Origin of the sequence: Catenuloplanes indicus, assembly GCF_030813715.1 — a bacterium.
In the GTDB taxonomy this organism is placed as follows: Bacteria; Actinomycetota; Actinomycetes; order Mycobacteriales; family Micromonosporaceae; genus Catenuloplanes; species Catenuloplanes indicus.
Map to the genome: position 1 here is coordinate 6,482,603 of NZ_JAUSUZ010000001.1, position 19,581 is coordinate 6,502,183.

General features: G+C 71.9%; 16 protein-coding genes. 12 read left to right on the plus strand and 4 right to left on the minus strand.

Annotated features, from left to right (window positions below; genetic code table 11):
* The first annotated feature begins 3 nt into the window (after window positions 1-3).
* Both dapF and J2S42_RS29445 read left to right on the plus strand, forming a co-directional pair.
* Window positions 4-849 carry a diaminopimelate epimerase gene (dapF, locus tag J2S42_RS29440; RefSeq protein WP_307244288.1) on the plus strand — a complete coding sequence of 282 codons (846 nt, stop codon included), beginning with the start codon at window positions 4-6 and terminating at the stop codon, window positions 847-849.
* 141 nt (window positions 850-990) lie between these two features.
* Window positions 991-1,728 carry a glycerophosphodiester phosphodiesterase gene (locus J2S42_RS29445; RefSeq protein ID WP_307244290.1) on the plus strand — a complete coding sequence of 246 codons (738 nt, stop codon included), beginning with the start codon at window positions 991-993 and terminating at the stop codon, window positions 1,726-1,728.
* Between the two features lie 65 nt (window positions 1,729-1,793).
* Here the strand turns inward: J2S42_RS29445 and J2S42_RS29450 are convergent, their stop codons facing one another.
* Window positions 1,794-2,708, minus strand: a complete 915-nt coding sequence (locus tag J2S42_RS29450; protein WP_307244291.1) for an AraC family transcriptional regulator — start codon at window positions 2,706-2,708, stop codon at window positions 1,794-1,796.
* Window positions 2,709-2,779: 71 nt separating this feature from the next.
* On the opposite strand from J2S42_RS29450, the gene J2S42_RS29455 reads away from it, so the two are divergent.
* Window positions 2,780-3,784 (plus strand): NADP-dependent oxidoreductase, encoded by a 1,005-nt coding sequence (locus J2S42_RS29455; RefSeq protein WP_307244293.1) that lies wholly within the window; start codon window positions 2,780-2,782, stop codon window positions 3,782-3,784.
* Entirely contained in the window at window positions 3,781-4,602 is an 822-nt protein-coding gene (locus tag J2S42_RS29460) for an enoyl-CoA hydratase/isomerase family protein (RefSeq protein ID WP_307244295.1), read from the plus strand. The genes J2S42_RS29455 and J2S42_RS29460 overlap by 4 nt, the downstream gene beginning before the upstream one ends.
* A gap of 235 nt (window positions 4,603-4,837) precedes the next feature.
* On the opposite strand, the gene J2S42_RS29465 is transcribed toward J2S42_RS29460, so the two are convergent.
* Window positions 4,838-6,298: an NAD-dependent malic enzyme gene (locus J2S42_RS29465; protein ID WP_370879284.1), complete on the minus strand. Its 1,461-nt coding sequence runs from the start codon at window positions 6,296-6,298 to the stop codon at window positions 4,838-4,840.
* A 209-nt stretch (window positions 6,299-6,507) separates the two neighbouring features.
* Between J2S42_RS29465 and hflX the strand changes: the two genes are divergently transcribed.
* Entirely contained in the window at window positions 6,508-7,923 is a 1,416-nt protein-coding gene (hflX, locus tag J2S42_RS29470; protein ID WP_307249105.1) for a GTPase HflX, read from the plus strand.
* 187 nt (window positions 7,924-8,110) lie between these two features.
* Window positions 8,111-10,537 carry a hypothetical protein gene (locus tag J2S42_RS29475; protein WP_307244297.1) on the plus strand — a complete coding sequence of 809 codons (2,427 nt, stop codon included), beginning with the start codon at window positions 8,111-8,113 and terminating at the stop codon, window positions 10,535-10,537.
* A 258-nt stretch (window positions 10,538-10,795) separates the two neighbouring features.
* On the opposite strand, the gene lexA is transcribed toward J2S42_RS29475, so the two are convergent.
* On the minus strand, window positions 10,796-11,575 hold the full coding sequence (lexA, locus tag J2S42_RS29480; RefSeq protein WP_307244299.1) for a transcriptional repressor LexA: 780 nt from the start codon (window positions 11,573-11,575) through the stop codon (window positions 10,796-10,798).
* A gap of 514 nt (window positions 11,576-12,089) precedes the next feature.
* Here lexA and J2S42_RS29485 point away from each other — a divergent pair.
* The 3 genes from J2S42_RS29485 (at window position 12,090) to J2S42_RS29495 (ending at window position 16,187) form a co-directional block, all read left to right on the plus strand.
* The gene (locus J2S42_RS29485; RefSeq protein WP_307244300.1) at window positions 12,090-12,341 is read left to right on the plus strand and encodes a LysM peptidoglycan-binding domain-containing protein; all 252 of its coding nucleotides are present in this window, start codon (window positions 12,090-12,092) and stop codon (window positions 12,339-12,341) included.
* Between the two features lie 331 nt (window positions 12,342-12,672).
* Window positions 12,673-13,197: a transcriptional regulator NrdR gene (gene nrdR, locus J2S42_RS29490; RefSeq protein WP_307244302.1), complete on the plus strand. Its 525-nt coding sequence runs from the start codon at window positions 12,673-12,675 to the stop codon at window positions 13,195-13,197.
* Between the two features lie 110 nt (window positions 13,198-13,307).
* A complete protein-coding gene (locus J2S42_RS29495; protein WP_307249107.1) occupies window positions 13,308-16,187 on the plus strand; it encodes a vitamin B12-dependent ribonucleotide reductase in 2,880 nt (959 codons plus the stop codon).
* 60 nt (window positions 16,188-16,247) lie between these two features.
* On the opposite strand, the gene J2S42_RS29500 is transcribed toward J2S42_RS29495, so the two are convergent.
* Window positions 16,248-16,664 carry a winged helix-turn-helix transcriptional regulator gene (locus J2S42_RS29500; protein ID WP_307244303.1) on the minus strand — a complete coding sequence of 139 codons (417 nt, stop codon included), beginning with the start codon at window positions 16,662-16,664 and terminating at the stop codon, window positions 16,248-16,250.
* Between the two features lie 101 nt (window positions 16,665-16,765).
* Here J2S42_RS29500 and J2S42_RS29505 point away from each other — a divergent pair, with 101 nt between their 5' ends.
* The 3 genes from J2S42_RS29505 to J2S42_RS29515 all read left to right on the plus strand — a co-directional run bounded on the left by J2S42_RS29505 (window position 16,766) and on the right by J2S42_RS29515 (window position 19,408).
* Window positions 16,766-17,629 (plus strand): aldo/keto reductase family oxidoreductase, encoded by an 864-nt coding sequence (locus J2S42_RS29505; RefSeq protein ID WP_307244305.1) that lies wholly within the window; start codon window positions 16,766-16,768, stop codon window positions 17,627-17,629.
* A 174-nt stretch (window positions 17,630-17,803) separates the two neighbouring features.
* Complete coding sequence (locus J2S42_RS29510; RefSeq protein ID WP_307244306.1) at window positions 17,804-18,607, plus strand: hypothetical protein; 804 nt, start codon at window positions 17,804-17,806, stop codon at window positions 18,605-18,607.
* 243 nt (window positions 18,608-18,850) lie between these two features.
* Window positions 18,851-19,408, plus strand: a complete 558-nt coding sequence (locus J2S42_RS29515) for an NADPH-dependent FMN reductase (protein WP_307244308.1) — start codon at window positions 18,851-18,853, stop codon at window positions 19,406-19,408.
* Window positions 19,409-19,581 lie beyond the last annotated feature (173 nt).

Below are 19,581 nucleotides of genomic sequence, written 5' to 3' on the forward strand. Positions count from 1 at the left end.
CCGGTGCAGTTCACCAAGGGCCACGGCGCCGGCAACGACTTCGTCATCCTCGAGGACCCGGACGGGCAGCTCCCGCTGACGCCGTCACTGGTCGCGGCGCTCTGCGACCGGCACCGGGGCATCGGCGGCGACGGCGTGCTCCGGGTGGTCCGCACCGCGAAGCACCCGGAGGCGGTGGACCACGCGGCCGACGCGGAGTGGTTCATGGACTACTGGAACGCGGACGGCTCGATCGCCGAGATGTGCGGCAACGGCGTGCGCGTGTTCGCCCGCTACCTGGCCGCGTCCCGGCTGGTCGAGGGCGCGTCGTTCCCGATCCTGACCCGGGCCGGGCTGGTGCGTGCCGTGCTCGTCGGCGACACCATCGCGGTGGACATGCCGACGCCCCGCCTCGGCGCGGCCGGTGCGGCCACGATCGTGCCGCTCACGTTCCCCGGCACCGCGGTCGACGTCGGCAACCCGCACCTGGTCAGCGTGCTGCCGGACGGCGTCGACCTGGACTCGCTGGACCTCACCCGGCCACCCGGCTTCGATCCGGCGCTCTTCCCGGCCGGTGTCAACGTCGAGTTCGTGACGCCGCAGCCGCCGCTCGACGGCTTCGACCTGCACGTGCGCATGCGGGTCTACGAGCGCGGCTCCGGCGAGACGCTGGCCTGCGGCTCCGGTGCGCTGGCGGTCGCCGCGGTGGCGCTGCGCGACGCCGGCCACGAGACCGGCACGGTCGCGGTCGACCTGCTCGGCGGCCGGCTCACCGCCACCCGCACCGGCGCGGGCTGGACCCTGGCCGGTCCGGCCGTGCTGATCGCCACCGGCGAGGTCGACCCGAGCGCGCTGACCCCGGCCGGCTGAGCACGGCGACCGGCACCGGTCCGGTCGTCCGGCCGCCACCTGATCACCAGGACCGGCGGTTCGTGACTGCGGGGCGATGCGCGAGTGAACGTCCCGTTCTGTCACTTCTTCCGTGCTGAGCTGCGTGTTAGCGTCCGCGGGGTGCAGAACCGGCCCCTGATCATCGCCCACCGTGGCTACTCCGCCGTCGCACCGGAGAACACCATCGCCGCGCTCGTCGCCGGTGTCCGCGCCGGGGCCGACCTGCTGGAGATCGACGTGCACGTCGCCGCGGACGGCGTGCCGGTGGTCATCCACGACTACACGCTGGAGCGCACCACCGACGGCGGCGGCCGGGTCGCCGAGCACACCTCGGCGCAACTGGCCGCACTGGACGCCGGATCGTGGCGTGCCCCGGAGTTCCGCGGCGAGCCGGTGCCGGTGCTCAGCCAGGTGCTCGACCTGGTGGCGAAGGAGCGGACCGGCCTGCTGCTGGAGGTCAAACCGTTCCAGACGCGCGCGCAGACCGCCGCCGTGATCGCCGAGATCACCGCCCGCGACCTCGCACCGCGGGTGCTGCTGCAGAGCTTCGACGAGAACGTGCTCCGCGACGCCCGCGACCTGGCCCCGGCCACGCTGCGCCTCGGCCTGCTCCGCGAGTCCCTGGACGCGGACCCGGTCGCGGCCGCCCGCGCGCTCGGCTGCGTCGCCTACAACCCGGGCGTCGACGCGCTGCTCACCGCGCCGGCGGTCGCCACGACGCTGCTGGCCGCGGGCCTGCGGGTGATGGTCTGGACCACGGACGACGAGACGCAGTGGCGCGCGCTGACCGAGCTCGGTGTCACCGGCATCATCACGAACGTGCCGGCGGAACTGCACGCCTGGCAGTCCGCCGGCTGACCTGTCCCGCCGCCGCCCGGCTCGGCCCGGTCGCGTTCGGCCGGCTCGGCTGTGAGCGGCGAGGTTCAGCGGCGGCCGGCGGTGCGGTAGCGGCCGGGGGCGGTGCCGTGGGCGCGGGTGAAGGCGCGGCTGAACGCGGGCACCGAGTGGTAGCCGACACCGGCCGCGATCGTCTCCACCGGCTCGTCCGTGGTGTGCAGCCGGGCCGCCGCCAGGTCCATCCGCCACTGCGTCAGGTAACTGCCGGGGCTCTGCCCGATCGCGGCCGGGAAGCGCCGGCTGAGCGTGGCCCGGGAGACCGCGATCGAGGCCGCGAGCGTACCGGTCGTCCAGTCCTTGGCCGGGTCGGCGTGGATGTGCTCCAGCGCCCGCCGCACGACCGGGTCGCCGAGCATGCCGAACCAGGTGCCGCGGTGCTCCGCCGCCTGCGTGGGCAGCCAGGCGCGCAGCAGCTGCACCAGCATGATGTCGACCAGGCTGTTCAGCACCGCGGTGGTGGCGATCTGCGGATGGGCCAGCTCGCGGCCGAGCATGCGCACCGTGTCGTCACACTCGGCCCCCGACCCGGCGGGGACGTGCACGACGTCGGGCAGCGCGAAGAGCAGCTGGGTCCGTACCGTGTGATCGCAGTCGTAGAGGATCGTGACGACCCGGACGTCGCCCGGCTCGCTGCCGACCCGGATCGCCTCGCCGGTCCGCTGGGCGCGCGCGGTCGCGGCCCGGTCGCAGCCGGCGTCCTCGTTGTCCGGCGAGTCGGCCAGCACGTGCGGGGTGCGCGACCCGACCAGCACGACGTCGCCCGCGGCCAGCCGCACCGGCTGCTGGCCGGGCCGGATCAGCCAGGCGCTGCCGGCGGTGACCGCGTGCAGCGCCGCGCCGGGCTCGTCGATCTCCACGGCCCAGCGCCCGCCCGCCTCCATCCGCGCGCCGAGCGAGCCGCGGACACCGGACACGTGCATCACGTCGCTCACCACGTCCATGAGACAGAAGGATAACTTCCTGCGTCAGGTGGGCATCGACTGACGCACTCGATCTTCCTAGCGTGGATGTCATGACCGACCACACGATGCGGGCGCTCGTCGCCACCGAGTACGGCGAGCCGGAGCGGCTCACCGTCGCCGATCTGCCGGTGCCGCGCCCGGGACCGGGCCAGATCCAGGTGCGGATCGCCGCCGCCACCGTCAACCCGCCCGACCTGCACGTGATCTCCGGCGCGTTCGGCGACGTGCTGTCGCTGCCGTTCCCGTACGTACCGGGCACCGAGTTCGCCGGCACCGTCACCGAGGCGGGGGCGGGCGTGACCGCGTACCGGGTGGGTGACGAGGTGTTCGGCTCCGCGCTGCCGCGGCCGTTCGCGCCGATCCTGGCCCACCTCCCGCGCCCGTCGCTGGGCACCGGCGCGCTGGCCGAGTACACGGTGTGCGAGGCGGACACGCCGCTGATCGCGCACCGCCCGGCCGGTGTGCCCGCGGAGCAGGCGGCGGCGCTGGCGATCGCCGGCTCGACCGCGCAGGCGCTGCTCGACGTGTCCGAACTGAAGCCCGGCGAGACCGTGCTGGTCATCGGCGCGACCGGCTCGGTCGGCCTGACCGTGCTGCCGCTGCTGGCCGCGGCCGGCGTACGGATCATCGCGACCGCGGCCCGGGAGGCCGGTGCCACGCTGCTCCGCCGGCTCGGCGCCCACGAGATCATCGGGCACGACCCGGCGGAGTACCCGGCCGGTGCCGACGTGGTGTTCAACCTGGTGCTCGGCGCGGAACGGCTGCCGGACGCGGCCCGCGCGGTGCGGCCCGGCGGCCGGCTGGTCTCGATCGTCTATCCGGAGCCGACCGCGGAGCAAGTGGGCCGCGACGACGTACGGGTGCACTTCGTGTGGGACGTGGCCGGTGAGCACGGCGGCATGCGGCGGGTCGCGGACGCGGCCGCGGCCGGCGAACTCACCGCGGTGATCGCGAGCCGTTACCCGCTCACCGACGCGGTACGAGCGGTCGTCGACTACGCCCGCACGCACCCGCTCGGCAAGATCGTCGTGACCGGAGCGGAGCTGCCCGCATGACCACGCTTCGAGTCGCCCGGGACCGCGGCGTCGTCACGGTCGTCATCGACAACCCGCCGGTCAACGTGCTCAGCCTGGCGATGATGTCGGAGCTGACCACACTGTTCGCCGCGCTGCGCGACGACGACAGCGCCCGGGTCGTGGTGTTCGAGAGCGCCGACCCGGAGTTCTTCATCGCCCACGTGGACATGACGCTCGCCGACGACCCGGACCTGGCCGCCGCCGCGACCGCCGGTGCGCCCGCGGGACTCAACATGTTCCAGGCGGTCGGCGAGGCGCTGCGTACGCTGCCGCAGGTCTCGATCGTCAAGCTCGCCGGGCTGGCGCGCGGCGGCGGCGCCGAGTTCATCGCGGCGGCCGACCTGACGTTCGCGGCGATCGGCCGTGCCGGGCTCGGCCAGATCGAGGTACTGGGCGGCATCGTCCCCGGTGGCGGCGGCACCCAATACCTGCTGCACCGCGCCGGCCGCAACCGCGCGCTGGAGATCATCCTCGGCGCCGACCTGTTCGACGCCCAGACCGCCGAACGGTACGGCTGGATCAACCGCGCGCTCCCGGCCGATGAGCTGGACACGTTCGTGGACCGGCTCGCCCGCAACATCGCCGACCTGCCGGAGGGCTCGATCGCCGCGATCAAGCACGCGCTCCCGGCGGACGACCTGGCGGCCGGCCTGCTGCGTGAGCACGAGGCGTGGGCCGGCCAGTTCGCCCGCCCCGCCGCCGAACACCTGCTGCGCGCCGTCCGCGCTGCCGGCGCCCAGACCCGTGCGGGGGAGCGGCACATCGAGGAGCTGATGCGCGCACTCCTGGCGGCGTGACGGACTTCTGAGCCGATGACCGCGTCCTGGGCCGCCGATGCCGAGGTGGGCGCGGCGGGTCCGCGATTGACCGTCTGACAGTGTCCGGCAGCCCCGTTCCCGCCGAGGCGGCGGCCACGTACGGCCGGCCGCGCGACGTGGGCGGCCCGCGCACCAGCGGCATCGGACCGGGGAAGATCTGCCTCCGGGAAGCCGGGCGCGGCCGCGAACGTCATCGCGGCCGCGCCCGGATCGGTCACTGCTCCGGTGCGCCGAAGCTGGTGTCCTCGTCGGCGTCGACGCCGCCGAAGTTCGCGCTGGTGCCGTTGCTGGCGGCGGCGCGGCGGACCGCGGCCGCGACCGCCGGGGCGACGCGCGTGTCGAACACGCTGGGGACGATCACCGTCGGGTTGATCTTGTCTTCGCCGACCACGTCCGCGATGGCCTGGGCGGCGGCGAGCGCCATCTCCTCGGTGAAGTTCTCCGCGTGGGCGTCGAGCATGCCGCGGAAGACGCCGGGGAACGCCAGCACGTTGTTGATCTGGTTGGGCTGGTCGCTGCGGCCGGTCGCGACGATCGCGGCGTGCTCACGGGCCGCCCGCGGGTCGACCTCGGGGTCCGGGTTGGCCAGCGCGAACACGATCGAGCGGTCGGCCATGGTGGCGATGTCGTCGCCGGTGAGCAGGTTCGGCGCGGAGACGCCGATGAACACGTCGGCGCCGCGGACCGCGCCCTTCAGATCTCCGGCATATCCGGACTTGTTGGTGTTCTCCGCCAGCCACTGCCAGGTCGGGTTCAGGTCGGCCAGACCGCGGTGCAGCGCGCCCGGCCGGTCGTACGCGATGATGTCGCCGACCCCCTGCCGGAGCAGCAGCTTCATGATGGCGGTGCCCGCGGCGCCGGCGCCGGAGACCACCACGCGCACGTCCGCCAGGTTCTTGCCGACCACGCGCAGCGCGTTGGTCAGCGCGGCCAGCACGCAGATCGCGGTGCCGTGCTGGTCGTCGTGGAAGACCGGGATGTCCAGCAGCTCGCGCAGCCGGGCCTCGATCTCGAAGCAGCGCGGCGCCGCGATGTCCTCGAGGTTGATGCCACCGTAGCCGGGCGCGATCGCCTTGACGATGTTCACGATCTCGTCGGTGTCCTGCGTGTCCAGCACGACCGGCCAGGCGTCCACGCCGCCGAACCGCTTGAACAGCGCGGCCTTGCCCTCCATCACCGGCAGCGCGGCGGCCGGGCCGATGTTGCCGAGACCGAGGACGGCGGACCCGTCCGTGACGACCGCGACCGTGTTCCGCTTGATCGTGAGGCGGCGCGCGTCCTCCGGGTTCTCCGCGATCGCGAGGCAGACCCGGGCGACGCCGGGCGTGTACGCGCGGGACAGCTCGTCGCGGTTGCGCAGCGCGACCTTGGACGTGACCTCGATCTTGCCGCCGAGGTGCAGCAGGAACGTGCGGTCGGAGACCTTCCGGACCTCCACGCCGTCCAGCTCCTCCAGGGCCTTGACGACCTGGTCCGCGTGGGTGGAGTCGGCGGTGTCGCAGGTGAGGTCGACGGTGACGCGCGAGGGGTCGGAGTCCACCACGTCCAGCGCGGTGACGATCGCGCCGGCCTCGCCCACGCACGTGGTCAGCCGACCGATCGCGGAGGCGTCGGCGACGACGCTAACCCGGATGGTGATCGAGAACCCTGCACTCGGCAGGCGGGTCGGGGACAACGGTCCTCCCAGGTTGTACGGCGATGTACCGGTCCTGATTCTTGTCCTCTACCCGAACGGGATCGTTTCGGGGTCGTACCGGCGGGTAGACGCGCGGGGGCGATTTATGAGTGCACTGAGCCGGGGAGCGTGCAACCATCGAGGTCTGAGGAGGGAATTACTTGCCTAGCAACCGCACAGCGTCAGCCTCTGAGTCCGACTTCGACGAGATCGACCTGTGGGACGACGAGGATCAGAACACCGACGACGACGTGACGACCGGTGAGCTGGAGCTGGAGGACAGGCACGCCCTGCGCCGCGTGGCGGGCCTCAGCACCGAGCTCACCGACATCACCGAGGTCGAGTACCGCCAGCTCCGCCTGGAGCGGGTCGTGCTGGTCGGCGTCTGGACCGGCAGCTCCGTCACCGAGGCGGAGAACTCGCTGACCGAGTTGGCCGCGCTGGCCGAGACCGCCGGGTCGCAGATCCTGGAGGGCCTGATCCAGCGGCGCAACCGGCCGGACCCGGCCACGTTCATCGGCCGTGGCAAGGTCGAGGAGCTGGGCGCGGTCGTCCGGGAGACCGGCGCCGACACCGTCATCTGCGACGGCGAGCTGTCCCCGTCCCAGCTGCGCAACCTGGAGCAGCAGGTCAAGGTCAAGGTCGTCGACCGTACGGCGCTGATCCTGGACATCTTCGCCCAGCACGCCAAGAGCAAGGAGGGTAAGGCGCAGGTCGAGCTGGCGCAGCTCGAATACCTGGTGCCGCGCCTCCGGGGCTGGGGTGAGTCGCTGTCCCGCCAGGCCGGTGGTGCCGGCGGTGGCGCGAGCGGCGGCGGCGTCGGCCTGCGCGGTCCCGGTGAGACGAAGCTGGAGATCGACCGGCGGCGCATCCGGACCCGCATCGCCCGCCTGCGGCGGGAGATCAAGGCGATGAAGACGGTACGGGAGACCAAGCGCGCCCGTCGCACGCGGCGCTCGGTGCCGGCCGTCGCGATCGCCGGTTACACCAACGCCGGCAAGTCCAGCCTGCTGAACAAGCTGACCAACGCGGGCGTGCTGGTGGAGAACGCGCTGTTCGCCACGCTCGACCCGACCACCCGCCGGGCGTACGCGTCGGACGGCCGGGTCTACACGCTCTCCGACACGGTCGGCTTCGTCCGGCACCTGCCGCACCAGATCGTGGAGGCGTTCCGCTCCACGCTCGAGGAGGTCGCGGAGGCGGACGTGGTGGTGCACGTGGTGGACGGCTCGCACCCCGACCCGGAGGAGCAGCTGCGCGCGGTGCGCGAGGTGCTGGCCGAGGTCGGCGCGGACCGGCTGCCCGAGCTGCTGGTGGTCAACAAGACCGACGCGGCCGACGAGGAGACGCTGCTCCGCCTCAAGCGCGAGTGGCCGGACGCGATCTTCGTGTCCGCGCACACCGGCCGCGGCATCGACGAGCTGCGGTCCGCGATCGAGTCGCGGCTGCCGCGGCCGGCCGTGGAGATCCGTGTCACGGTGCCGTACGACCGTGGCGATCTGGTGGCGCAGGTGCATCGCCGCGGCGAGGTGCTCAGCACCGCGCACACCGGCGACGGTACGGAACTGCACGTCCGCGTCGATGAAGCCCTTGCCGCCGAGCTGTCACCGTGGGTAACCGGCTGACGTTTCCTATTGTCCTGATTTGTAGTTGTCTGTGGGTGCGATGCGGCGCGTAAGGGCGGCATCGCACCCGGTGTGTGTCAGTCGGCTTTGATCGGCGTGTAACCAAGGTTCGAGGATGGCGTGCGAGACTAGCCGGATGCGGCGTGCGGTTTCATCGATTGTTGTGGCGTTCGGGCTGGTCGCTGCCATGCCGTCGAACGCACTCGCGGCGGCGGCCGCGGAGCCCGCGAAGGGCCAGGAGGTGTGCAAGCTCTCCGACGAGGTGCTGTCCGAGCTCTCCGGCATCGCCGCCTACGAGGACGGCTACTTCGTCATCAACGACGGCTCGGACAACCCCGCCGAGGCCACCAAGGTCTTCTACCTGGACGGCAAGTGCAAGCTCCAGGGCAACCGGACCATCGAGTACCCCGGCGAGCCCGCGGACACCGAGGACATGGTGCTCTCGCCGGACGGAAAGACGCTGTGGGTCGGCGACGTCGGTGACAACGAGGGCAAGCGCGCCACGATCGGGCTGTTCAAGATCGACCTGACGGCGGAGAGCCCGGAGCCGGTCTATTACCCCGTGCGTTACCCCGGCGACAACGCGCCGAACGCCGAGGCCCTGCTGGTCAACGGCGACGGTACGCCGATCGTGGTCACCAAGGAGGCCGCGGTCGCGCACTTCTGGATCCCCGCGGCGCCGCTGGAGAAGACCGCGGACGGCATCGAGCTCAAGCAGGCCGGCGAGTGGAAGATCCCGCTGACCGAGACCAGCACCTGGCTCGGCGTGCCCGGCCGGCTCGCGGTCACCGGCGGCGCGGTCGCGCCCGGCGGCGCGAAGGTGGCACTCCGTACGTACGCGGACGCGTTCGAGTGGGACGTGCAGAACGGCGACGTCATCGCGGCCGTGACCGGCGGCGAACCACGCATCACCGGGCTGCCCGACGAGTCGTTCGGCGAGGCGATCACGTACGCGGCGGACGGCGCCTCCTACATCACCGTCTCCGAGGTGTCACCGGGCCAGACGTTCGCCAAGGACACGCCGAAGCTGCTGAAGTACGCGCCGACGCACAACGCGGTCCAGGCGCAGGACGCGGGCGGCGACGGCCAGGGCGACGACCGCGCGCTGTGGGAGAAGCTGTCCCTCGGCCAGATCACCGCCGCGGTCGTGTCGGTCGGCGTCGTCGGCCTGCTCATGCTGATCGGCGGCATCCTCGGCATCGTGATGTTCCGGCGCCGCAACCCGGTCCCGGACGAGGAGGAGCCCAAGGTCAAGGCCGCATCCGCCGCCGGGCTCGGTGACGGCGACTCGCCCGAGCAGAGCGGCGGCTGGAACGGCGCGGAGTCCTCGGGCGCGAACCGCCGTGAGCCGGCCGCCGCGGGCGCCGTGTACGGCGCGGGCGGCGCGGCCCGGTCCGGCGGCGTGTACGGCGGCGGCCCGGCCGGTATGAACGGCGGCGGCTCCGGCGCGGTCTACGGCGCCGGCGGAAACGGCGCCGGCGGTGGGGCGGCGCGCGGCGGTGGCGGCGTGTACGGCGGTGGCCCGGCCGGTATGAACGGCGGCGGCTCTGGTGCGGTGTACGGCGCCGGCGCTGGTCCGGGCGACGGCGGCAAGGCCGGTGCCGCTAAGTCCGGCGGCGTGTACGGCGGTGGCCCGGCCGGTATGAACGGCGGCGGCTCCGGCGCGGTGTACGGCGCCGGTGGCGGCCGCGCGGCCGGCCGGCCGGACGGGTCCGGTCAGGGCCCGCGCGGCGGCGGTCGCGGTCCGCAGGATCCGCAGCAGAGCGGCGGCGTGTACGGCGGTGGCCCGGCCGGTATGAACGGCGGCGGCTCCGGCGCGGTCTACGGCGCCGGTGGCGCCGGTGGCCAGGGCGGCGGCGGTCAGGGCGGCGGCGGTCGCGGGCCGGGCGGCGGCGGTCGTGGTCCCGGCGGCCAGGGCGGTGGCCCGCGCGGCGGCGGTCAAGGCGGCCAGGACGGCCCTCGCGGCGCTGGTCAGGGCGGTCCCGGCGGGGGTCCGCGCGGTGGCCAGGCCGGCCCCGGCGGCGGTCCGCGCGGTGCCGGTCAGGGCGGTGCCGACGGCCCGCGCGGCGGGGCGCAGGGTGCACGCGGCGGGGCGCCGGCTGGGCCCGGTGGCCCGCGCGGCGGGCAGGGCGGTCCCGGCGGCGGTCCGCGCGGTGACGGTGGTCCGGGCGGCGGCGGCCGGCGTGGCCCGCAGCAGAGCGGCGGAAACCCGCAGCAGGGCGGCGGAAACCCGCTGCAGAGCGGCGGCATCCCGCAGGCCGGGCGTGGTCCGCAGCAGGGCGGTCGCGGCCCGCAGCAAGGCGGGCGTGGGCCGCAGCAGGGTGCGCGCGGTCCGCAACAGGGCGGCGGCGTCCCGCAGGGCGGGCGCGGTCCCCAGCAGGGCGGGCGCGGTCCGCAGGACGGTGGGCGGGCTCCGCAGCAGGGCGGTGGCGGTCGCCCGCCGCGCCAGGGCGGGAGCGGCGTCTACGGCGGCGGCCCGGCCGGTATGAACGGCGGCGGTTCCGGTGCCGTCTACGGCGGCGGGGACGGCGAGCGGAGCGGCGGTCACGATCGCCGCGACGACCAGCGCGGCGGTTACCCGCAGAACCCGCCCTACGACGACCGCCGGCGCTGATTCGCGGGCGACGATCAGAGGTTTCCGGGGTGCGGCCTCCACGGCCGACGGAGCCCACACCCCGGACGTCTTTCGCGGCGATCCGATTTCGGTGTGACGGCCCGTGCCGTGACCGACGAGCCCGCATTCCTCGGGCGTCGCCGGAGGAATGCGGATATCCGGCTCGGCTCGCCGGGCTGGGCGAGCCGAGCCGCTTGCAGCGCGGCGCCGCCGGATCGCGTGTGGCGCTGTTGCGGGATCCGGTGCTGCGCCGCGACCTCAGATCCGCCGGAGCACCGCCACGACGCGGCCGATGATGGATGCGTCGTCGCCCGGGATCGGGTCGAACGCCGGGTTCGCCGGCATCAGCCAGACGTGTCCGTCGCGGCGCCGGTACGTCTTCACCGTGGCCTCGCCGTCCAGCATCGCGGCGACGATCTCACCGGAGTCCGCGTTCGGCTGCTGCCGCACCACGACCCAGTCGCCGTCGCAGATCGCGGCGTCGATCATCGAGTCGCCCTTGACCTTCAGCATGAAGACCTCGCCCTCGCCGACCAGCTCGCGCGGCAGCGGGAAGACCTCCTCCACCGCCTGCTCGGCCAGGATCGGGCCACCGGCCGCGATCCGGCCCAGCATCGGCACGAACGCGGGCGTGGGGCGCTGCGCGCGGGCCGCCTCGTCGTCGATCATGTCGGCCGGCGGCCGGACGTCGACGGCACGCGGCCGGTTCGGGTCGCGGCGCAGGAAGCCCTTCCGCTCCAGCTCCTTCAGCTGGTACGCGACGGAGGACGGGGAGACGAGGCCGACCGCCTCGCCGATCTCCCGGACACTCGGCGGGTAACCGTACTTCTCCACCCACTCGCGGATGAACTCGAGAATCTTGCGCTGGCGTGCCGTGAGGTCCGCGGAGACCAGATCGGGGAAACTGCTGACCGGCTGCACCGGCCGCAGGTGCGGGGCCGCGGCCCGTTGCCGCCCGGCGCCGCGCTTGCCCGCGGAGGGCGCGCTCTTGCCCTGCTGCTCCTGCTCCGGATGCTTGCTCCGGTCGTCGGTTGACACGTCCGTCCTCCCTGGTCGGTGAGTGCCGGGTGCGGCACCTGGTCGCCGGTGCGCGGTGGGGAAGTGCGCAACGGCGGCCGTTAGGTACGGGAGTGCGCCATGCGGACCGCGGCCGGACGTCACGTCGCCCGGTGGTGCGGCCCCGCCGAGCCGGTTTGGGGAAGTCCGGTTCGGCGTGGTGACCCCTCTGTGCGCAAACGGTAATGGTGAAATCCCACTTCTTCAAACATCTGTACGAGATTTAGGCGGCGTGTCGCGCTTTCGAGCCTCGACATCCGTACGCATGTTCTGGTAGACCTTCGTACGTCCGTTCTATCGAACCCTTGTTCGAGTAAGATCATTATTACTGGGGGGTCCCGTGGCCGGGACGGCAACGACGACGGCGTTCTCCGCATCCGCGGTGAGCGCCCCCACCAGGGCGGCGATCGGTTGGGGGACCGATCGCACGGCCCGTCCGGCGCAGCGGCCGCCGAGGAGGCCGCTGCGCCTCACCCGGCGTGGCCGGATCGTCCGCATGATCGCGCTGATCGCGCTGGCCTGGGTCGCGGTCGGCCTGGTCGCCGCCACCGCCTCGCACGCGGAGAAGGACGCCGGCCCGCTGCCCACCGCCGTGGTGCAGAAGCACGACACGCTGTGGGACATCGCGGCGCGCTACCGTCCCAGCGACGACCCGTTCGCCATGGTGGAGGAGATCCGGGCGCTGAACGATCTGCCCGGCTACACGATCCGTCCCGGCCAGGAGTTGCGGCTGCCGCGCGAGCGCTGAGATCGTCCCCCGGGAGCCGAAACCCGGTCAAAAGCAACGACTTCCGCGCCGCCGGTAACCACCGTCCCACGACGCGTGTTGAGACCGCAGGCACAGTTGTGACCGATGCGGCGGGTGAGCTTGCACCCGTGGCGTGGGGGGCCTAGGGTCACAACATCTAGTAGTGACACGGGTGTAAGTCATCAACTGGTAGGGGTCCTCACCCCCACCTTCCCAGCCTGTTCACCACAGCGGCCGCCCGGTGCAACCGGGCGTTTTCGCTGCGGTTCGGCGTGCGCGGGGTAAGGCTGGAGGGGAGCCGGCCCAGCCGCGGGGGAAGGGGACGCTCGACATGCGCTGTCCGTATTGCCGGCACGCCGACTCCCGGGTGGTGGATTCCCGCGAGGCGGACGACGGGCAGCTGATCCGCCGGCGGCGGTCCTGCCCCGAGTGCGGCAAGCGGTTCACCACGGTCGAGGAGGCGGTCCTCGCGGTGGTGAAGCGCAGCGGCGTCACCGAGCCGTTCAGCCGGACGAAGATCGCCAACGGCGTGCGCAAGGCCTGCCAGGGCCGCCCGGTCACGGAGGACGCACTGGCTCTGCTCGCGCAGCGGGTGGAGGACGCGGTCCGGTCGCGGGGCGCGGCGGAGATTCCCAGTAACGAGGTCGGTCTCGCGATCCTCGGCCCGCTGCGGGAGCTTGACGTCGTCGCCTACCTGCGGTTCGCCAGCGTCTACCGGTCGTTCGACACGCTGGGGGACTTCGAACGGGAGATCGAGGCGTTGCGCCAGGAGGCGCTGGCGCGTGAGGCCGCGATCGAGCAGGGCGCGGACGCGAACGGCGCGGCAGCCGTACCGTCCGATCGCTCTGGGGTCTGAGCAACGACAGTAGTGAGAGTCGCGGCTACGAAAGCCGCGCTGATCGAGGGGGAAGCACATTGGCCGGGGACAACGCGTCCACGAGCAACGCGACGACGGGTAAGGGGCGGATCCGGGCGACGCAGGGCAACGGCTCGGCTCCGAAGGAGTCGAAGGAGCTCAAGGGCCTCACCGTGGAGCGGGTCTGGACGACCGAGGGCGTCCACCCGTACGACGAGATCGAGTGGGAGCGCCGGGACGTCGTCATGACGAACTGGCGGGACGGCTCGATCAACTTCGAGCAGCGCGGTGTGGAGTACCCCACGTCGTGGAGCGTCAACGCGGCGAACATCGTGACCACGAAGTACTTCCGGGGCGCGGTGGGGACCCCGCAGCGTGAGTGGTCGCTCAAGCAGCTGATCGACCGGGTCGCGAAGACGTATCGCGCCGCGGGCGAAAAGTACGGCTATTTCGCGACGTCGACCGATGCCGAGATCTTCGAGCACGAGCTGACCTGGATGCTGCTGCACCAGGTGTTCAGCTTCAACTCGCCGGTCTGGTTCAACGTCGGCACCGCGTCGCCGCAGCAGGTCAGCGCGTGCTTCATCCTCTCCGTCGACGACTCGATGGACTCCATCCTGGACTGGTACAAGGAGGAGGGACTGATCTTCAAGGGCGGTTCCGGCTCCGGCGTGAACCTGTCCCGGATCCGTTCCTCCAAGGAGCTGCTCTCCAGCGGCGGCACCGCCTCCGGCCCGGTCAGCTTCATGCGCGGCGCGGACGCGTCCGCCGGCACCATCAAGTCGGGCGGCGCCACCCGCCGGGCGGCGAAGATGGTCATCCTCGACATCGACCACCCGGACATCGAGGAGTTCGTCGAGACCAAGGCGCGCGAGGAGGACAAGATCCGCGCGCTGCGGGACGCCGGCTTCGACATGGACCTGGGCGGTGCGGACATCGTCTCCGTGCAGTACCAGAACGCGAACAACTCGGTCCGCGTGTCCGACGAGTTCATGACCGCGGTCGAGAACGGCACCGAGTTCGGCCTGCGCAGCCGCCTGGACGGCAGCGTCATCGAGACGATCGACGCGAAGGGCCTGTTCCGCAAGGTCGCGCTGGCCGCGTGGGAGTGCGCCGACCCGGGCATCCAGTACGACGACATCATCAACGACTGGCACACGAACCCGGAGACCGGGCGGATCACCGCCTCGAACCCGTGCTCGGAGTACATGTCGCTGGACGACTCGTCCTGCAACCTGGCCTCGCTGAACCTGATGAAGTTCCTCAAGGACGACGGCGGCTTCGAGATCGAGAAGTTCGTCAAGTCGGTCGAGTTCATCATCACCGCGATGGACATCTCGATCTGCTTCGCCGACTTCCCGACCGAGCGGATCGGCGCCACCACCCGGGCGTACCGTCAGCTGGGTATCGGCTACGCGAACATCGGCGCGCTGCTGATGGCCTCCGGCCTGCCCTACGACTCGGACGGCGGCCGCACCGTCGCCGCGTCGATCACCTCGCTGATGACCGGTACCGCGTACCGTCGCTCGGCCGAGCTGGCCGGGATCGTCGGCGCGTACGACGGCTACGCCCGCAACGCCAAGGCGCACCAGCGCGTCATGCGCAAGCACGCCGCGGCGAACGACGACATAAGGGCGTTCAGCACGGTCTCCGACGCGATCCGCGAGGCGGCCGGCGAGCAGTGGACGCTCGGTAACAAGATCGGCGAGAAGAACGGCTGGCGCAACGCGCAGGCGTCCGTGCTCGCGCCGACCGGCACCATCGGCCTGATGATGGACTGCGACACCACCGGCATCGAGCCGGACCTGGCGCTCGTCAAGTTCAAGAAGCTGGTCGGCGGCGGCTCGATGCAGATCGTCAACCAGACGGTCCCGCGCGCGCTGCGCAGCATCGGCTACCAGGAGGAGCAGATCGAGGCGATCGTCGAGCACATCGGCGAGCACGGCCACGTGATCGACGCCCCGGGCCTGAAGACCGAGCACTACTCGATCTTCGACTGCGCGATGGGCGCCCGGTCCATCTCCCCGATGGGCCACGTCCGGATGATGGCGGCCGTCCAGCCGTTCATCTCCGGCGCCATCTCCAAGACCGTCAACATGCCGGAGGACGCGACGGTCGAGGAGGTCGAGGAGGTCTACTTCCAGGGCTGGAAGCTCGGCCTCAAGGCGCTCGCGATCTACCGCGACAACTGCAAGGTCGGCCAGCCGCTCTCCGCCATGAAGAAGGAGGCTCCCGCCGAGGAGCCCAAGGCCGAGGTCGAGAAGGTCGTCGAGAAGGTCATCGAGTACCGCCCGGTCCGCAAGCGCCTCCCGAAGAAGCGCTCCTCGCAGACCGTGTCGTACTCGGTTGCCGGCGCCGAGGGCTACCTCACCGCCTCCGGCTACCCGGACGGCGGCCTCGGCGAGGTCTTCCTGAAGATGTCCAAGCAGGGCTCCACGCTCGCCGGCGTGATGGACGCCTTCTCGGTGGCCATCTCGATAGGGCTTCAGCACGGCGTCCCGCTGGAGACGTTCGTCAACAAGTTCACGAACATGCGCTTCGAGCCGGCCGGCATGACCGACGACCCGGACATCCGGATGGCGTCCTCGGTGATGGACTACATCTTCCGTCGCCTGGCGCTGGACTACCTGGACTTCGAGACCCGCTCCGAGCTGGGCATCCTGACCGCGCGTGAGCGCGCGGCCCAGGTCGCCGCGGAGCAGGAGGCCGCGGTCGACCTGGCCGGCATGGCCGCGTCCGCCCCGGTGCCCACCAAGGCCCCGGAGCCGGTCGTCACCGCCGCCGCGGTCACCGAGCCGGCCAAGCCGGCCGACGCCAAGGTCCCGGCCCAGCCCGCACCGGTCCAGGCCCGCACCTCGACCGAGCTCCTCGAGCTGGTCCAGGGCCGCTCCGCCGACGCCCCGCTCTGCTTCACCTGCGGCACCAAGATGCGCCCGGCCGGCAGCTGCTACGTCTGCGAGGGCTGCGGCAGCACCTCCGGCTGCAGCTGAGGATCAACAGCAGGATCAAGGGCCTCCCGCGCGGGTACGTGCGGGAGGCCCTTGCCTGTGTCACGCGTCGTAGGCGGCGCGGTGGGTCAGGACCTCGTCCATGTGGTCCTGGGCCCACATCTTCAGCCCGCGCATCATCGCGTGCAGCGAGAGCCCGAGCCCGGTCAGCTCGTACGTCACCGTGACCGGAACGGTTGCCTCCACGCTGCGGGTGATCAGCCCGTCGCGTTCCAGCGCGCGCAGTGTCTGGGTGAGCATCTTCTGGCTCACGCCGGCCAGCAGCCGGGACAGTTCCGAGTAGCGCATCGGACGCGGCTCCCCGGTGCAGTCCGGCCCGCTGCCGAGCGCGGACAGGATCAGCGCCACCCACTTGTCGGAGATCCGATCGAGGAGCTGGCGGCTCGGGCACGCTGCCAGGAACGCGTCGTACTCCACCTTCGCCAGGGCCCGCCTCTCGGCCGCCGTCATCGTCGCCATCGCCTGCTCCTTCGGTGCCTTACGTACCTTGAGGTGCGTACTTCCCAACAGGAAGTTACCCCACCAGCATGGAGTGCGTACATCGACAGAGAGGCACGCACATGTCCACGACCCTTCCCGGCGGCACCTGGACGCTCGGCGACCTGACCGTCACCCGGTTCGGCTACGGCGCCATGCAGCTCGCCGGCCCATGGGTGATGGGCCCGCCCGCCGACCGTGACGGCGCGCTCGCGGTCCTCCGGGAGGCCGCCGCGCTCGGCATCACGCACATCGACACGGCCGAGGCGTACGGCCCGCACGTCACGAACCAGCTGATCCGCGAGGCGCTGCACCCGTACCCCGAGGGTCTGCACATCGCGACCAAGGTCGGCGCCGACCGCGACGCGCAGGGCGGCTGGCCACCGGCCCGCGAGCCGGCCGCGCTCCGCCGCGCCGTCCAGGAGAACCTGCGGTCGCTCGGCCTGGACGCGCTGGACCTCGTCAACCTGCGCCTCGGCAACGCGGAGGGCCCGCAGCCCGGCTCGCTCGCCGAGGCCTTCGAGACGCTGGCCGAGCTGCAACGCGACGGCCTGATCCGGCATCTCGGCGTCAGCAACGCGACCGCCGGCCAGGTCGCCGAGGCCCGCTCGATCGCGCCCATCGTCTGCGTCCAGAACATGTACAACCTCGCGGTCCGCCACGACGACGACCTGATCGACACGCTCGCCGCCGACGACATCGCCTACGTCCCGTTCTTCCCGCTCGGCGGCTTCACCCCACTCCAGTCCTCCGCGCTCACCGCCGTCGCCACCCGCCTGCACTCCACCCCGATGGCCGTCGCGCTCGCCTGGCTCCTCCAGCGCTCCCCGAACATCCTGCTGATCCCCGGCACGTCCGCCGTCACCCACCTGCGCGAGAACATCACCGGCGCCGCCCTCCACCTCTCCACCGACGACCTCACCGAACTCGACAAGATCGCCCATTGACCCCCGCAACCTGGCTTCCCGCTCGCGGCGTGGAGCCGCCCGTACGCTCGGAGCGAGGGCCGAACACACCGGTTCTGCTGTCACCGAAGGTGACGGGCGCCACCGGGGTTGCGGGACTGTTCTAGCCTGCGTGGAGTTGATCTGGATGCAATGCAGCTACGGGGAGTTATGTACGTGAAGGCTCTGAAGACCATCGTCGTCGCTGTCTCGGCGGTTACCGTGCTGGGTGTCGCGGCCGGGTGCGGGGGTGCCGGGGACTCCGGTGCGACGAGTGCGCCCGCGCCCGGTGGGGCGGCCACGGCGGCGCCGGAGGTGACGCCGGCGGATCCGAAGGAGGCGTTCCTGCAGGCGTTCACGGCGGTGAAGGCGGGGCACTACGCCTACACGGTCAGCGTGGACGGTACGGAGGCGTCCGGCGTCGTCTACGCACCGGGGAAGTCGTCGAGCAACTCGACGTCCGGTGAGCTGGAGGGCACGAAGTTCAGCACCGACATGGTCTACGTGGACGGCAAGGCGTACGCGAAGATGGACTTCGGGTCCGGCAACAGCGGCCTCGGCATCGACCCGGACGCCTGGTACGAGATGGATCTGTCCGTCGCGAAGCAGCTGGACTACTCGTTCGAGCAGCAGGCGCCGTTGCAGCCGGCCTTCGAGACGTCGATCGCCTCGGTGGAGCGGGACGGCGATGCCGCGTTCACCGGCGTGTTCGACTTCGCGGCCGCGTCCGAGGGTAGCCCGAATGCGCAGACCGCGACGCTGTTGAAGGCGATCGGCGACGCCGCGAAGACGGCCACGTTCGCGGCGGAGCTGGACGGTGCGGGCAACGTCTCCGAGCTGGTGCTCACGATCGCGAAGACGGACAAGACGCCGGAGATCAAGCAGTCGCTGACGTTCTCCGAGTTCGGTACCGCGAAGGCCCCGGAGGTGCCGGCGAACGTGCAGCCGGCGCCGGCCTCGCTGAACAACATCTACAAGTGACGCCGCGGTGGCGGAGGCCGGATTCCGGTCTCCGCCACCTTGGCCGTTCGCGCGCGATCCCGTCGCGGAGCGGTCCCGGTCGCGGTCCGGCGCCGCGGCGGGCGGGCGTAGGGATCCCGCTGCCGGTCGCCGGGCTCGGCCTGCTCGCGATCACCACCTCGCAGCAGCACCGCCGGCGATTCCCGCGCTCGGCTGCTAGCCGATGGGCGGAGCAGCCGCCGCACGCCGCATATCATGAGCGGCGTGCCACAGCTCACGATCATCATCGCCAGTACCCGCCCAGGCCGCGCCGGTGCGCCGGTCGCCCGATGGCTCGGCGGCCGCGCGACCGCGCACGGCGGCTTCGACCTGCACATCGCCGATCTGGCCGAGATCGGCCTGCCGATGATGGACGAGCCGAACCACCCGCGGCTCCGCAAGTACGAGCACGCGCACACGAAGGCGTGGAGCGCGATCGTGGACGCGTCGGACGCGTTCGTCATCGTGACGCCGGAGTACAACCACGGGTATCCCGCGCCGCTCAAGAACGCGATCGACTACCTGTTCCAGGAGTGGGCGCACAAGCCGGTCGGTCTGGTCAGCTACGGCGCGGTCGCCGGTGGGGTGCGGGCGGCGCAGGCGATCAAGCCGGTGTTGCAGTACCTGAAGATGATCCCGGTCAGCGAGTCGGTGATCATCCCGTTCGTCGCGAAGCACATCGTGGACGGCGAGTTCCAGGCCACGTCCGCCATCGACGCGTCCGCGACCGTGATGCTCGACGAGCTCCAGCGCCTGGAGGCGACGCTCCGGCCGCTGCGCTGACCCACCTGGTGAAATCCGGCTGTCCGGTGACCTGCTGTTCCTCTAGCGTGCCGGTCATGCGTCTCGTCGTGTGCTCCCCGCCGGTCGCCCGCTGAGCGGGCGACCGTAAGGGCCGTCTTTCCGGCCCGGTGATGCCGCAAGCGCCTCGATGCGCGCGGCGGGTGGTCGCTGCC

Bases quoted from the DNA above. Each gene is read 5' to 3' on its own strand.
- J2S42_RS29450 (WP_307244291.1), bottom strand. From the start codon at position 2,708: ATGGACGTGGTGAGCGACGTGATGCACGTGTCCGGTGTCCGCGGCTCG.
- J2S42_RS29455 (WP_307244293.1), top strand. From the start codon at position 2,780: ATGACCGACCACACGATGCGGGCGCTCGTCGCCACCGAGTACGGCGAG.
- J2S42_RS29460 (WP_307244295.1), top strand. From the start codon at position 3,781: ATGACCACGCTTCGAGTCGCCCGGGACCGCGGCGTCGTCACGGTCGTC.
- J2S42_RS29475 (WP_307244297.1), top strand. From the start codon at position 8,111: ATGCCGTCGAACGCACTCGCGGCGGCGGCCGCGGAGCCCGCGAAGGGC.
- J2S42_RS29485 (WP_307244300.1), top strand. From the start codon at position 12,090: ATGATCGCGCTGATCGCGCTGGCCTGGGTCGCGGTCGGCCTGGTCGCC.
- nrdR (WP_307244302.1), top strand. From the start codon at position 12,673: ATGCGCTGTCCGTATTGCCGGCACGCCGACTCCCGGGTGGTGGATTCC.
- J2S42_RS29500 (WP_307244303.1), bottom strand. From the start codon at position 16,664: ATGGCGACGATGACGGCGGCCGAGAGGCGGGCCCTGGCGAAGGTGGAG.
- J2S42_RS29505 (WP_307244305.1), top strand. From the start codon at position 16,766: ATGTCCACGACCCTTCCCGGCGGCACCTGGACGCTCGGCGACCTGACC.